This is a genomic window from Pseudomonas fluorescens (assembly GCF_902497895.1).
Classification (GTDB): Bacteria; Pseudomonadota; Gammaproteobacteria; order Pseudomonadales; family Pseudomonadaceae; genus Aquipseudomonas; species Aquipseudomonas fluorescens_BP.
On sequence record NZ_CABVHQ010000049.1, the window covers coordinates 1 to 13,814 of the forward strand.

12 protein-coding genes are annotated in these 13,814 nt (G+C 59.6%); 7 read left to right on the forward strand and 5 right to left on the reverse strand.

Annotation, left to right across the window (positions count from 1 at the left end; translation table 11 throughout):
- Positions 1–1,079 precede the first annotated feature (1,079 nt).
- Genes F8N21_RS21580 through F8N21_RS21610 form a run of 7 tightly spaced genes read left to right on the forward strand, consistent with a single transcriptional unit; the run spans position 1,080 to position 7,283 of the window.
- Entirely contained in the window at positions 1,080–2,267 is a 1,188-nt protein-coding gene (locus F8N21_RS21580; RefSeq protein WP_150644036.1) for an acetyl-CoA C-acyltransferase family protein, read from the forward strand.
- A 40-nt stretch (positions 2,268–2,307) separates the two neighbouring features.
- Positions 2,308–3,159, forward strand: a complete 852-nt coding sequence (locus F8N21_RS21585; protein WP_150644037.1) for a 3-hydroxybutyryl-CoA dehydrogenase — start codon at positions 2,308–2,310, stop codon at positions 3,157–3,159.
- Between the two features lie 30 nt (positions 3,160–3,189).
- On the forward strand, positions 3,190–4,356 hold the full coding sequence (locus F8N21_RS21590) for an acyl-CoA dehydrogenase family protein (protein WP_150644038.1): 1,167 nt from the start codon (positions 3,190–3,192) through the stop codon (positions 4,354–4,356).
- Entirely contained in the window at positions 4,353–5,366 is a 1,014-nt protein-coding gene (locus F8N21_RS21595; RefSeq protein ID WP_150644039.1) for a phosphotransferase family protein, read from the forward strand. Before F8N21_RS21590 ends, F8N21_RS21595 begins: the two co-directional genes overlap by 4 nt.
- Entirely contained in the window at positions 5,366–5,767 is a 402-nt protein-coding gene (locus tag F8N21_RS21600; RefSeq protein ID WP_150644040.1) for a DUF6285 domain-containing protein, read from the forward strand. Before F8N21_RS21595 ends, F8N21_RS21600 begins: the two co-directional genes overlap by 1 nt.
- Complete coding sequence (locus F8N21_RS21605) at positions 5,767–6,498, forward strand: histidine phosphatase family protein (RefSeq protein ID WP_150644041.1); 732 nt, start codon at positions 5,767–5,769, stop codon at positions 6,496–6,498. Before F8N21_RS21600 ends, F8N21_RS21605 begins: the two co-directional genes overlap by 1 nt.
- 5 nt (positions 6,499–6,503) lie before the next feature.
- Positions 6,504–7,283 (forward strand): enoyl-CoA hydratase/isomerase family protein, encoded by a 780-nt coding sequence (locus F8N21_RS21610; RefSeq protein ID WP_150644042.1) that lies wholly within the window; start codon positions 6,504–6,506, stop codon positions 7,281–7,283.
- Positions 7,284–7,432: 149 nt separating this feature from the next.
- On the opposite strand, the gene F8N21_RS21615 is transcribed toward F8N21_RS21610, so the two are convergent.
- The 5 genes from F8N21_RS21615 to F8N21_RS21635 are packed head-to-tail and all read right to left on the reverse strand — an operon-like array spanning position 7,433 to position 13,802.
- Positions 7,433–8,395 (reverse strand): PDR/VanB family oxidoreductase, encoded by a 963-nt coding sequence (locus F8N21_RS21615; RefSeq protein ID WP_150644043.1) that lies wholly within the window; start codon positions 8,393–8,395, stop codon positions 7,433–7,435.
- Positions 8,396–8,418: 23 nt separating this feature from the next.
- Positions 8,419–10,053 (reverse strand): AMP-binding protein, encoded by a 1,635-nt coding sequence (locus F8N21_RS21620; protein WP_150644044.1) that lies wholly within the window; start codon positions 10,051–10,053, stop codon positions 8,419–8,421.
- A 13-nt stretch (positions 10,054–10,066) separates the two neighbouring features.
- Entirely contained in the window at positions 10,067–11,158 is a 1,092-nt protein-coding gene (locus F8N21_RS21625; protein WP_150644045.1) for an acyl-CoA dehydrogenase family protein, read from the reverse strand.
- Entirely contained in the window at positions 11,155–12,348 is a 1,194-nt protein-coding gene (locus tag F8N21_RS21630) for an acyl-CoA dehydrogenase family protein (RefSeq protein WP_150644046.1), read from the reverse strand. Before F8N21_RS21630 ends, F8N21_RS21625 begins: the two co-directional genes overlap by 4 nt.
- Before the next feature lie 59 nt (positions 12,349–12,407).
- Entirely contained in the window at positions 12,408–13,802 is a 1,395-nt protein-coding gene (locus F8N21_RS21635; RefSeq protein ID WP_150644047.1) for an aromatic ring-hydroxylating oxygenase subunit alpha, read from the reverse strand.
- Positions 13,803–13,814 lie beyond the last annotated feature (12 nt).

Consider the following 13,814-nt stretch of genomic DNA (forward strand, 5'->3'; position numbering starts at 1 on the left):
GCGGTGCACGCCCCCTCGAGAGGCCGAGCGCAGGTTCTGCGCAGTGGGCAACCCGGCATGGATGCCGGGTTAGCCGCCCCCGGCCATGGATGGCCGATGGCGGCGGGCCCACGGAGCAGGACCGGAGCGAGGGCATGCCGAGCCTAGGCGAGGCACCGAACGAAAGGGGCAAGAGCCCTTGGTTACTTGGGGCTTTTCCAAGTGCCCCGCCGTAAGGGCGGAACCCTGAGTCGCCGTGACCGCAGCAACGGATATGTACCCAATCAACAAAATACAAGCCGACCGGCTCTTGATCCACCGCCCCCTCGCTACGCCTGTGTGTGTGCCTGATACCCGAGCTTAAGTGAACAGCAGTGGCTCAATGAGCGGCGTTTTTGTGTATTTGGAACGGGAAACGAGACTCGTGTCCGTTTTCAGTAGATCACTAGTGGGTAACGACCCGGACTACGCCAGGAGGCCTTTGCCGTACGCAGGCCAAAGCGATAAGCGCACGTAAACCAGTGGTCATGGATGCCATCCCCTGAAATCAGCTGAAAACGTACAGCTATAAGCCAATTGGTGACAGCTCGGGAGGGAAACCACTTCAGCATAATCCGGCTTTGATAACAGCAAAATCGATAGCAATGTAAAAGCAGCGCAAATGAAAACGAAGATGAACATTGTTTTTATTTTCATCGTTTTTTACTCAAGGAAAGACTCTTTCACCCCCAAGCATTTGCCATGCAGCGCTCAGGACTTGGTTTATCCAATCTTTTACCGATTTGGATCGATGCATTTCCTCGCCTGACGAGCCCTCAATGAGGGCATTCATCGACGTCACACACCTTGCCCCGCAAGATCTCGGAGCGGACACACATCGGCAGTTTTGCGGTACTGCCTTATGGCCATCCATTCAACAATTTCACTCTATGCGTGAACTCAAAAAGACGCAAGCATTTACAAACCGACATAAATGTTTTTTAATTGCCTACAGGTTCAAAGCGGCGCTTTTGCAGCCTTGATCTACGGTTTTCCAAAAGCCTTGAGCGAAATATTCTCAAGCCTCGGGCATTCCACAGGCTCCGGCCAAAGGACATTTTATGGCTCAACGTCAGATTCTCGTGTTAAGTGCCGCGCGCACCCCCATTGGCACTTTCGGCGGAACGCTGAAGGACACTCCGCTTACCACACTTGCAACGACCGCTTGCTCGGCGGCGCTCACCCGCTCGGGTGTCGACCCGGCCGAAGTCGGTCATGTGGTGATGGGCAATGTGATTCCAACCGAACCACGCGACGCCTACCTGAGCAGAGTCGCTGCCATGGATTCGGGCATCCCCCAGGAAACCCCTGCCTTCAATGTCAACCGCCTATGCGGTTCGGGACTGCAAGCGATTATTTCTGCGGCCCAGGCCATTATGCTGGGCGATACCGATATCGCTATTGGCGCGGGTGCCGAAAATATGAGCCGCGGCCCATTCATGCTACCGAGCATGCGCTGGGGAGCACGCCTGGGTGACAACCCAGTAATCGACTACATGAACGGCATCCTGCATGACCCTTGGGAACGTATCCATATGGGCGTCACAGCGGAAAACATAGCCAGCCGCTATGGCATCAGCCGCGAAATGCAGGATGAGCTAGCACTCGAAAGCCAACGCCGCGCAACTCTGGCATCGTCCAAGGGTTATTTCAAAACCCAGATAGTTCCGGTCGAGATCAAGACCCGTCGAGGTCTTATCAGTTTCGACTGCGACGAACATATCCGCCCAGAACTGACCTTGCAGCAACTTGCCGACATGAAGGCCATCTTTCTCAAGGAAAACGGCACTGTAACTGCTGGCAATGCATCAGGCCTCAACGATGGTGCTGCTGCCGTGGTACTGGCGGAAGAGCAACGGGCACACGCACTGGGACTGGAACCACTGGCACGCCTGGTCGGTTATGCCCATGCAGGGGTTGATCCCGCGTATATGGGCATGGGCCCGGTGCCGGCGGTTCGCCTGGTGCTGAAGCGTTGCGGCCTGCGTATTGAGCAGATGGATGTCATTGAGTCCAATGAAGCCTTTGCCGCTCAGGCCTGCGCTGTCACACAAGAACTGGGACTGGACCCGCTGAAGGTCAATCCAAATGGATCGGGCATTTCCCTCGGCCACCCCGTCGGCGCCACAGGCGCAATCATCACCACCAAGGCGATCTACGAACTGCACCGCACTCAAGGACGCTATGGCCTGGTGACCATGTGCATCGGTGGCGGTCAAGGTATTGCCGCCATTTTCGAACGCCTTTAAAACCGCTGGCACGTACCAGCAGCACACCTGGAGTAGTTAGATGCAGATAAATACGGTAGGCGTGGTCGGCGCAGGAACCATGGGCAACGGTATAGCCCAGATCTGTGCCATGACAGGGCTCAATGTGATCATGGTGGACATTTCCACTGCTGCACTATTGCGCGCCGAACAGAGCATCGGCAGCAGCCTGGACAAGCTGTTGCGCAAGGGCAGCCTGGACGAGTCGGGCAAGCGCGACGTACTGGGCCATCTGCGCTACAGCACTGACAAAAATGAGCTGGTGGACGCCGATCTCGTGATCGAGGCGGCGACCGAGGCTGAATCGCTGAAGCTGGCGATTCTCAGGGATATCGATGCAATAGTCGGCCCCAAGACAGTGATCGCCAGCAACACCTCATCGATCTCTATCACCAAATTGGCGGCAGCCACCACACGCCCGGATCGTTTTATCGGCATGCACTTCTTCAACCCGGTACCGGTCATGGCGTTGGTCGAGTTGATTCGCGGCCTGCAAACCAGTGACAGCACCCAGACCGCCGCCGAAGAGTTTGTTTCGCGGATCCACAAGACGGCGATCAGCGCGAAAAACAGCCCGGGGTTTGCCGTCAACCGGATTCTGGTTCCCATGATCAACGAGGCTGTCTTCGTCCTCCAGGAGGGCCTGGCCAGCGCCGAGCACATCGACGAAGGCATGCGCCTTGGCTGCAATCACCCCATTGGGCCATTGGCCTTGGCCGACCTGATTGGCCTGGACACCCTCCTCGCGGTAATGGAGGTGTTCTACAACAATTTCAAGGATTCCAAGTACCGCCCTGCCCCGCTACTGCGGGAAATGGTCGAGGCGGGCTATCTGGGCCGCAAGAGTGGCCGCGGATTCTTCCGTTACGCCTGATTTTCGACGCACTGCCACGCGAGAGCTGCCATGGACTTCACGATTTCGACTGAACTGACTGCACTGCAAGCACGGGTGCGCGACTTCATCGTCACCCAGATCATCCCCTTCGAAAAGGACTCACGCTGTGGCGCCCATGGCCCCAGTGAGGAGCTACGCGCCGAGTTAATCGCTGCCGCCGCTGCCGCGGGCCTGCTCTCAGCCCACGTCTCGACTGAATACGGCGGTTTGGGTCTGGATCATCGCAGCAAGGCGGTGTTCTTTGAAGAGGCCGGCTATTCCACACTCGGACCGGTAGCGCTGAACATCGCCGCACCGGACGAAGGCAACATGCATCTGCTGGAAGCGGTAGCCACCGACGCACAGAAGCAGCGTTGGCTGCGGCCGCTGGCTGCTGGGCAGATCCGTTCCTGCTTCTGCATGACCGAGCCTGACCCAGGCGCTGGCTCAGACCCATCGATGCTGCAGACCCTGGCGGTACGCGATGGCGACGATTTCATCATCAACGGCCGCAAGTGGTTCATCACCGGAGCCGAGGGCGCCAGTCTGGCGATCATCATGGCCAAGCTGGAGGATGGCCGCGCCACCATGTTCCTCGCCGACATGCACGCCCCCGGTATCAGCATCGAGCGCAGCATGGGGTCGATGGATTCCTGTTTTCCTGGCGGCCACTGCGTTGTCGCGTTCGAAAACCTGCGCGTGCCCTCCAGTGCCATCCTCGGCGAGCTGGGCGAAGGCTTCAAATATGCTCAAGTACGCCTCTCCCCTGCGCGCCTGACGCACTGCATGCGCTGGCTAGGTCAGGCCCGTCGTTGCCACGACGTCGCGGCCCGTTATGCGGCACGCCGCCAAGCGTTCGGCAAGGCCCTTGGTAAACACGAAGGCGTGAGCTTTATGCTCGCCGACAACGAAATGGATATGCATAGCTCGCGACTGGCCATCTGGCACACGGCCTGGGTGCTGGATCAAGGTAACCTGGGAACCACCGAGTCGAGCATGGCCAAAGTCATGGTTTCCGAGGCCACTTGGCGCGTTACAGACCGTTGCGTGCAGATCCTCGGCGGCCAGGGCGTGACCGACGAAACCATCGTCGCGCGGATCTTCTCCGACATGCGTGCCTTCCGCATTTATGACGGCCCATCGGAAGTCCACCGTTGGAGCCTGGGAAATCGCATCTTCAAGAAGTTCAGCGTATGAAGCCCTCAACCCGTGAAGCCCTGCAGGGGTTTATCGCCAGGCAGACCGAAGCCAAAACAGTCGAATTCAGTGAGCTGAAACTGCTCTCCGGCGGTGCCATCCAAGAAAACTGGCTGGCGCTTGCACAAGTTACCGGTGGCCCGTTTGCAGGTCTGCTGGAGCTAGTGATCCGTGCCGACGCACCTACCGGGGTGTCAGTCAGCCATGGCCGCGCACAGGAGTTCGCCCTGCTCAAGGCCGCCTTCGCCGCTGGCGTGTCAGTGCCCGAGCCGCTCTGGTTATGCATGGACGTGGCGGTCATCGGCCGACCGTTCTTTGCCATGCGCCGGGTCGACGGCCAAGCCGCCGGCCACATGTTGGTCAAGGACCAAAAGCTGGGCGGTGATCGCGTTGCCCTTGCTCGGCGCCTCGGTGCCGAACTGGCGCGTATTCATTCGATCCGACCGCCGCGCACCGATCTGGATTTTCTGCCGCTGTATGAAGAGGCAGCGGCGCTGCACTCGATCAAGCGCCTGCGTGCCATTCTCGACCAACAGTCCAGCAGCCACCCTGCCCTGGAGTGGGGCCTGCGCTGGCTGGAACGGCACGCCCCAGCCAGGACTGCGCTTGTGTTAAGCCACCGAGACTACCGCACTGGCAACTACATGGTTGACGAACAGGGACTGACCGCCATCCTGGACTGGGAGTTCGCGGGCTGGAGCGATCGGCTGGAAGACATCGGCTGGTTCTGCGCACGCTGCTGGCGCTTCGGCAAAGATCAGCTGGAAGCAGGCGGCATCGGCCAGCGCGAGGACTTCTACGCCGGTTACGAAAGCGTCAGCGACCAGCCGATCGAACGTGACCAAGTCGCCTACTGGGAAATAATGGCGCATATGAATTGGGCCGCCATTGCTCTTCAGCAAGCTCAGCGCCATCTCTGTGGCGAGGAGGACTCGCTGTTGCTGGCCTTGACCGGGCATATGCTTCCCGAGCTGGAATACACCATTTTGCAGATGACGGAGAATGACTGATGCGCACGCAACCGACCGCTGAACAACTGCTCGACAGCGCCGATAAATTGCTGCGCGAGCTGCTTCTGCCAACACTGCCAGCCAGCCAACGTCAAGCCGCACTGATGATCGCAAGGGCTATGGCGATTGCTGCGCGCCAACTGCGCCAGGGCGAACACTGCGAACGCGAAGAGCTTGCCGAGCTTGCACACCTGCTCGCGTGGCCGCCGATTGCCAGCGAGCAACCGATTGCCGCCGTGCGCACCAATCTACGGGTTGCCAACCTTCAACTCTGCCGACTGATCCGCAGCGGCCAAGCCGATAGCGGCGAACAACGTCGTAACGTCATGGCCCAGCTCAAGCGAGCCAACCGACAGCAGTTGGCGCTCAGTAATCCGCGCGTATTAAAGAGCCAAGCCTGATGAGCTCCACACCATCAGTGCGTCGGCGTATCTATTTGCTGCGCCATGCTGCAGTCAGCTATTTCGATGAGCAGGGTCATCCACTCGATCCTCGCGGGGTACCGCTGAACGCCAATGGCCTCGAGCAGGCCGCCGCCGCCGCCCACATGCTGGCGCCGGTGCCCTTTGATCTGGCCGTTTGCTCAGGACTGCCGCGAACCGAGCAAACCGCCAGGATGGTCCTCAATGGCGGCCAGGCAATTACCCTGCATTGCGATGAGAGGCTCAAGGAAATCCGCGCTGGCCGTCTGCGGGAGGTGCCCGCAGAGCAGCGCGAACGGACCATTGCCTACGCCTACGATGATGCAGACCAACCGGGGGCATGTTTTATTGGAGGCGAAACCTGGAGCGACTTCAACGCCCGGGTCATCCTCGCCTGGCACGAATGGCTGACCCGCCCTGAGTGGTCGAACCTGCTGATGGTGGCCCACGATGCGGTCAATCGCGTGATCCTCGGCCATATAGGCGGAAGTGGCCTGGGGGGTCTCAAGGCCTTCGAACAGGATCCGGCCTGCATCAATATTATCGAAACCGACCACGGCCCCGAGGGCGAATCCCGCTGCCTGATCCGTTGTATCAATCTGGCGGCCTACGACCCGATTCGCCAGCAGCAGCGCCAGACAGTGATGGAACAAGTCTGGAACCACTTTCAGCCGAACGCAGCGCAACCACCTGTCCCCGCAGAGGAATGATCCCCATGTCGCACGCCCCCGTATTGCTGGAAAATCACGGTCCGATATGCAACATCCGCTTCAATCGCCCGCAGGCACTGAACGCCATCGACAGTGCGCTGGCCAGTGCCTTTCTCGAGGCCTGCCAATCGGTGGCGAACAACCCCGCCACCCGCGTGGTGGTCCTCAGTGGCGAAGGCCGCGGCTTCATGGCCGGTGGCGATATCGCTCAGTTTCGCGATGCGCCCGACACGGTATCCGCCAGTTTGATCGAGCCAATGAATCAGGCGCTGCAACTGCTGACTCGTTTGCATGCCCCCGTCATCGGCAGCCTGCATGGCCCAGTAGCTGGCGCCGGCATGAGCATTGCGCTGGCCTGCGATCTGGTGATCGCCGCGGATAACTGTCGTTTCAACTTCGCTTACCTGAACCTCGGCGCTAGTTGCGACCTCGGTGCCTCATGGCACCTTCCGCGCGTGGTTGGGCTACGCAGGGCACTGGAAATTGCCCTGCTCAGCGAACCACTGGATGCCGAACACGCCCTGAAGCTGGGCTTGATCAACCAAGTGGTGCCTCGAGACCAGTTGGCCAGCGCTACCCAAGCCTTGGCCGAGCGCATGGCAGGCTCTGCACCGCTTGCCCAAGGCTTGCTCAAGCAATTGATGCGCCAGTCTTTCGACCATGACTTTTCCAGCCAACTGGCGGCGGAACAGCAGGCCTTTGACCGCTGCATCGCCACAGCCGATTTCAGCGAAGCGGTCAGTGCCTTTCTGGAGAAACGCCCTGCGCGCTTCAGTGGCCGTTGAAGCCTGTAATCTTCGTGATCAGCTGAGCAGTCAGCACTGGCAAATTACCAGGCCCGCAAGAGCAGCGGCGGCGACCCATAACGAGCCAGGCCGCCTCCCCCAAGGGATCCAGGCGCTGACGAGTAACATCGCCAGCGCCCCGCAACGAATCAGATATCCAGTACCAGGCGTTTGCTCAGCGCCCGCGAACAACAAGGCGTGAACCAGCCCTCATCATTGCGCTCTTTGTCACTCAGGACCTGGTCCCGATGATCAACCTTGCCATCCAGCACCCGGGTGATACAGGAACCACAGATACCCTGCTGACAGGACACCGAAATTTCCACACCATCAGCGGCCAGTACCGAGATGATGGATTCGTCCTCGCCGATCACATAGACCTTACTGCTGCTAGCTACTTGCACCTCAAAACTGTTGTCTTCGGAGGTATCAATGAGCTTGGCGGCAAAGTACTCGAAGTGGATACGCTGACTGTCCCAACCCTGGGCTTTGGCCGTATTGGCCACAAAGTCGATAAAGCCCCCCGGCCCACACACATACAAGTGCGTGTCCGGGCCTTCGGCTGCCAGTACGGTGGCAAGGTCAAGTGCCTGAACAGCCGGACCGTCATCGAAATGCAGGTGCACATTATCAGCGAAGGCGGACGCACCAATACGCGCTAAAAACGCCATGCGCTCGGGACCACGCGACGAATAGTGCATCGTAAAGTCAGCACCGCTGCTGGCCAGACGTTCGGCCATGCACAGAATCGGCGTCACGCCGATGCCGCCAGCAAACAGCAACGAGCGCTTGGCTGGCACCAAGGCAAAATGATTGCGCGGTGGACTGATGCGCAGGGTCTGCCCTTCCTGCAATTGGTCATGCACCGCAATCGAACCGCCACGCGAGTTCGGGTCGCGCAACACGCCGATCACATAGCGATGCTGCTCGGTGGGGTCATTGCAGAGGGAATACTGGCGCACCAAACCCGGTTGAATTTCTACGTCGATATGCGAGCCCGCACTGAACACCGGCAAGCTATGCCCGGCCAAGGGCTCCAGTTCCAGGGTGACAATATCCAGCGCTTCGTCCGCCTTGACGGCGATGCGTACATCAAGATAGTTAGCGTCCATTACGGGTAGCTCCTCACAGTTACTCAGGACAGCGTCAACAGGCGCTGCCGTATATCGGCGCGCAGCCGATCTTTACGGATTTTGCCGGAGGCGGTGCGCGGAAAATCGACCACTACCACCAACTGCTCAGGAAATTTCTGCCGCGCTACGCCAGCCTGCCCAACTTGCTCAAGCAACTGTTCCAGGGTCAGGCTTTGACCACTGCGCAAAATCACATAGGCACACAGGGTTTCGCCGAGACGTTCGTGGGGCATGGCCACCACCGCGGCTTCATCAATAGCCGGATGTTGATGCAGGATATCCTCCACCTCCTTGGCGCTGATCTTCTCGCCGCCGCGGTTGATCAAGTCTTTCTTGCGCCCGGTGATAACGATGGCATTGTCAGCGGTGATCCGTCCGAGATCGCCGGTTGCGAAGAAGCCATCTGCATCAAAGCTCTGCGCCGTCTGCTCGGCGTCTGCATAGCCCAGGAACATCGCAGCGCCGCGCACACAGATCTCGCCTTCCTCGCCAGCGGCGACCTCTTGTCCAGCGTCATCCAGCAGACGCACTTGGTAATCAACGATTTCCCCGTCAGTGCTGGCTGCTTGCTGCAACTGATCGGCACCGACAAAGCCAAGGGTCACCAACGGCACCTCGCTGGAGCCAAAAACGCGAAACGCATGGCAGTTTTCAAACACCTCGCAGGCCTTGTAGATCAGCGCGGGCGGTACTTCGGCACCACCGCAGGCGAAGCGTTGGAGGCTAGGTAGACGACGGCCCTGCTGCTCGGCCGCAGTAATCAGCTCGTGCAGAAACGGCGTCGCCCCCAAGCTGATAGTCACGCCTTCACGCTCGATGATGTCGAGTGCCTCGGCGGCGTTCCAGCGTTCCATGAACACGCTCCGTGCGTCCAGATAGAATGGCAGCTCCAAGGCACTCAGCCCGGTCACATGGGTGACCGGCGATGCCATCAGCAATACCTGAGGCGAACCATCTGACCAGTACTCAAAGGCGCGTTTGAGCCGGGTCGGCCCCGTATTGTGCGAGTGCAGTACTGCCTTTGGTCGTCCCGTGGTGCCGGAAGTGTAGAGAATCAGTTTGACGGCGTGAGCATCTACCTTTGCGGGGTTTTTCAGCACCGTGTTCTCGGCCAGCAGCTGCTCATAAGCGTCAACTTGAGCGACTTCGGCGCGCACACTGACGAGCAGACTCAGGGCTGGCAGGCCAGGTGCCAGGCGCTGCAACATGGCGGCGAAATCAAAACCGCGGTAATTACCCGGAAAGAACATCGCCTTGGCGCCGCAGTCGGCCAGCATAAAGGCCACCTCGGCATCTCGGTAGATAGGCACTATTGGCGCAATGACCAGACCCAACAGGCTGGCTGCCAGGTCAATAACCGCCGTTTCGCGCCAGTTGGGCAGCTGGAAAGCGATCACATCGCCGCGTTGCAGGCCTCGGCGCTGCAGAGCGCCAGCCAGCAACAGGGCATCATCCAACAGCGCGTCGACCCGACAATTCTGCCCTTCGAAAACATGGGTAATACGCGCGGGATCCTGGGAGACCATCGCGATCGCGGCCTCGGCGATGGTCCGACCCTGCCACTCACTGCTGTGGGCATAACGCTGACTGGCGGCCGCATCGAGGCGAGCCTGAGTGCTGCTGATTTCGCTCTGCATATTCACGCTCTTTTCACTCGGCCAGTGACAACTCGACGAAGCGCGAAAAGTGCGCGTCGCGGTTACCAAACAAGGCGCTGATCACCATCAATCGGCGGAAATAGTGGCTGACCTCCAGCTCATCTGTAATGCCTACGCCACCGTGCAATTGAATCGCTTCGTTGCCAATATGCCGCGCCGCCTGAGCGATATAGGCACGCGCACCACTGAGGGTGCGCGCCCGTTCGGCCAAGGGAAGGGTCATGGCCTGCTGCGCGGCGCGGGTCAGCGCACGAATCTCTTCAGTCAGCAGATAGAGATCCGCCATGCGGTGTTGCAGCGCCTGATTGCTGGCCAGCGGCTTGCCGAACTGCTGACGCATCTTGAGGTAGTCGTTGGTGATCCGGAGCAAACTAGTGGCCACGCCCAGGCTCTCGGCACAGAGAGCGACACTGGCCTCATCCTGCAGCTCGGCCAACGCCGCGTCCGCGGACATCGCATTGGCCTCAGGCTGCAAGAGAGGCGCTACCACTTCGGCAAAGTGCAGGGTTGCCGCACCGCGCCCGTCCACCAGAAGGAAGCTCTGACGGGTGAGCCCGGCAGCATTGGCATCGACCAGACAGAATACCCGCTGCCCCTGGGCATCGCGCGCCGAAACCAGAAACTGTTCGGCCGTGTCGCCATGCAACACCGCCAGTTTGGTACCGGACAGCGTACCAGCCTCATAACGACAAGCCTGTTGTTCGGGCTCGTCATGGGCAAACACCAGTTTCAGCAGGCCCGCTGCCAGCGCAGGCAGCAATTCAGTCTGTTGACTGACTGAGCCTTGCTTGAGTAGAAGCCCTGTCGCAACCACCGCACTGGCCAGCAGCGGTTCCAGCAGCAGGCGACTGCCGACCACTTCCATCACCGCACCGATGGCTACGGCATCGGCGTCCAGGCCGCCAAGTTCTTCTGGCAGGCGCAGGGACAGCCAGCCGAACTCGGCAAAGGTCTGCCAGGTCGCAGGGTCGTAACCGCCGGCCTGTTCAAGCCTGGGCCAGCGTTGCAGAAAATCGTAATGATCTGCTGTGTAGCGCTCCAGGCTGTCGCGCAGCATGGCGATTGTTTCCAGGTCCGTAGTCATAATCCCAGCACCATCTTGGCCACTATATTGCGCTGAATTTCCGACGATCCACCGAAGATGGTCGCCGCGCGGTTGTAGAAATGCTCTTTGAGGATGCCGCCGGCATCGTCCGGCGCAAGCGGCGGCAGCCCACCACGGTGTAGCGCTTCAGGGTCGAATGCGATGCCTGCCAGGCCCAGGGCCTCGACCAGGGCTTGAGCCACTTCCTGATACAACTCCGTACCGCGAATCTTGATCAGCGAGGCCTCTCCGCCGTTGTCGGTACCCGCGACCATGGCCTCCACCGCCTGATAAGCGACTTCCTCCAAGGCCATAAACCGCAGTTCAAACTCGCCGATGCGCTGGCGCATGAGTGGCTGCTCGATCAACCGCTGGCCGCCGCTGCGGGAATCACGCGCCAGGCTCTTCAGGCGATTCAGCACATGCCAGGCCTGACCGACGATAGCGCCAGCGGTACGCTCATTCTTTAGAAGGAACTTGGCGTAACCCCAACCACTGCCCTCCTCACCCACCAGGTTTTCCACCGGTACGCGAACGTTTTCCAACCACACCTCGTTGACGTGCACAAAGCCGTCCATGGTGTGAATAGGTTTGACCGTAACGCCGGGACTGCGCATGTCGATCAACAGAAAGGAAATATTGCTTTGCGGCTTGCCCTCGGTGCCGGTCCGTACCAGACAGAACAGCCAGTCGGCCCACTGGGCATAGGTGGTCCAGACTTTCTGACCGTTGACTACATAGTGCTCGCCATCACGCACCGCCTGGGTACGCAACGCCACCAGGTCAGAGCCAGCACCCGGCTCAGAGTAACCCTGAGCCCAGAAGTCGTCGGTGCTGAGGATACCGGGTAGAAAATGGCGCTTTTGCTCTTCGCTGCCAAAGGTGTAAATCACCGGGCCGACGTATTTGACGCCGAAGGGAATAATCCATGGGCAGCCCTGGCGGGCCAGTTCATCCTCGAATATAAACCGCTCCAGCAGCGACCAGGCCTGACCGCCGTAGGCTTCGGGCCAGTGACCGGCGACCCAACCCTTGGCCTGCAACAGACGCATCCACTGCACATAGTCCGCCTTGTCCAGCACCTGATGACGGTGCGCCTTGTCCAGCAGCTCGGCGGGCATCTCATAGGCACAAAAATGCCGTACTTCCTGGCGCAGACGCTGGGCCCGCTCGTGTAAGTTCGTGTTCATAGCCATTCTCTTTATGCCGGGACAATCGAGGGCAGGCACGGTGCGCCTGCCCGGGCCGTTTACTTGGCCAATCCCAGGTACTTATCCAGGGTCAGATGATGGTGACGGATACGGCTCTCCTGGTAGCTGGCCAGGCTGACTGCACCTTTCTTCGAAGTCTTCAAGCCTTTGGTCATGGCGTCCAGATTGTTCATGTCCTGGTCGAACACCGCGCCCAAGGCCCCGAGTTCCTTGGCGTTGCAGAACTCCTGATCATCCGGCAGGCGATTCAACGTGGCGCCGGGAGGGCAGGCGCTGCCAGCCTGGTAGCGGCCGAGCAACCAGACGTCAAACAGGCAGGCCTCATGGTTATCGCCGTCGGGGATGGCGCGATAGACAATGTTCCCGAAGTAACCGGCCCAAACCTGGGTGTTGGGGAAAACCGAATAGAGAATCGCGTCCAGCAACTCGGCGTGCGTGGCGTGCGTGAGATCGACACCCGACGCCTCGGCGTAGATGCCTCGGTTCAGCTCACCGATGTATTCACGGGTAGTCATGCCTTCCGGCAGCACATGCTTGCTACTGTCGGAATCAGCCATGCGCCCGGACTCTTCGAGGATGTCATGCAAGACCAGCGCCTCGTCGACATTCTTGAGGTTGGAACTGGTCACCGCCATGGGGGTGATGCTCCGGCTGATGTTATCGCCGTAGATGTCATACTGGCTGTCGACATCGCCGGTGAAGGTCATGATCTGCGGGTGAGTGGCGCGGGTGTGCATGGACTCCATAAAGGCTTCCTGCGCCACCTTCCAGTTACAGGCCATACGCCGCTGCACGTGAGCTATGGAGACCGAACGATCAAGGCTGTAATCCTTGAAGTGCTCCGGCAGTACGCCTAGATGTTCCAGCAGTGGCGGCGCCTCGATGTCCTGGTTGATAAAGACGAAGCCACCCCAGGTATCCACTTGCACTTGCGGCAGTTTCAACTGGCAGGGCTCAAGGTGTTTGAAGTCCCAGGTGGTGGGCATGCTCTTGAACTCGCCCTGCAGATCCCAAGTGAAGCCATGGTAGGGGCACTTGAGCTGGCTGACCGCACCGCCGCCCATGCGCAGAGCGCGGCCACGGTGCAGGCATGAATTGTAAAAGCCACGAATAGCGCCATCCTGGCCGCGCATGACGATGATGGAGGTGTTGACGATGTCATACACCAGATGATCGCCGGGCTTCTGGATGTCTTCTTCACGGCAGACCATCTGCCAGGCCTTGGGCCAGAGTTTTTCCGCTTCCAGTTCATGGAACCAGCGCGCACTGTAACGCTCGACCGACAGATTGACGTCGCTGAAAACAGGTGGATTCGGTTTGAGAAACTCCGGCACCGGCACCGTTTCCTGTTCCAATAGCTGCTGAAACAAGTTCGGGTCACCCACCTCTTCCGGTGGCAGTAAAGTGAATTTGGCGTGCGTGGGATTGTTCATGGTAGCGTCCCT

Coding starts and splice junctions, on each gene's coding strand:
- F8N21_RS21595 (WP_150644039.1), top strand. CDS start 4,353: ATGAAGCCCTCAACCCGTGAAGCCCTGCAGGGGTTTATCGCCAGGCAG.
- F8N21_RS21600 (WP_150644040.1), top strand. CDS start 5,366: ATGCGCACGCAACCGACCGCTGAACAACTGCTCGACAGCGCCGATAAA.
- F8N21_RS21585 (WP_150644037.1), top strand. CDS start 2,308: ATGCAGATAAATACGGTAGGCGTGGTCGGCGCAGGAACCATGGGCAAC.
- F8N21_RS21590 (WP_150644038.1), top strand. CDS start 3,190: ATGGACTTCACGATTTCGACTGAACTGACTGCACTGCAAGCACGGGTG.
- F8N21_RS21605 (WP_150644041.1), top strand. CDS start 5,767: ATGAGCTCCACACCATCAGTGCGTCGGCGTATCTATTTGCTGCGCCAT.
- F8N21_RS21580 (WP_150644036.1), top strand. CDS start 1,080: ATGGCTCAACGTCAGATTCTCGTGTTAAGTGCCGCGCGCACCCCCATT.
- F8N21_RS21625 (WP_150644045.1), bottom strand. CDS start 11,158: ATGACTACGGACCTGGAAACAATCGCCATGCTGCGCGACAGCCTGGAG.
- F8N21_RS21620 (WP_150644044.1), bottom strand. CDS start 10,053: ATGCAGAGCGAAATCAGCAGCACTCAGGCTCGCCTCGATGCGGCCGCC.
- F8N21_RS21635 (WP_150644047.1), bottom strand. CDS start 13,802: ATGAACAATCCCACGCACGCCAAATTCACTTTACTGCCACCGGAAGAG.
- F8N21_RS21630 (WP_150644046.1), bottom strand. CDS start 12,348: ATGAACACGAACTTACACGAGCGGGCCCAGCGTCTGCGCCAGGAAGTA.
- F8N21_RS21615 (WP_150644043.1), bottom strand. CDS start 8,395: ATGGACGCTAACTATCTTGATGTACGCATCGCCGTCAAGGCGGACGAA.
- F8N21_RS21610 (WP_150644042.1), top strand. CDS start 6,504: ATGTCGCACGCCCCCGTATTGCTGGAAAATCACGGTCCGATATGCAAC.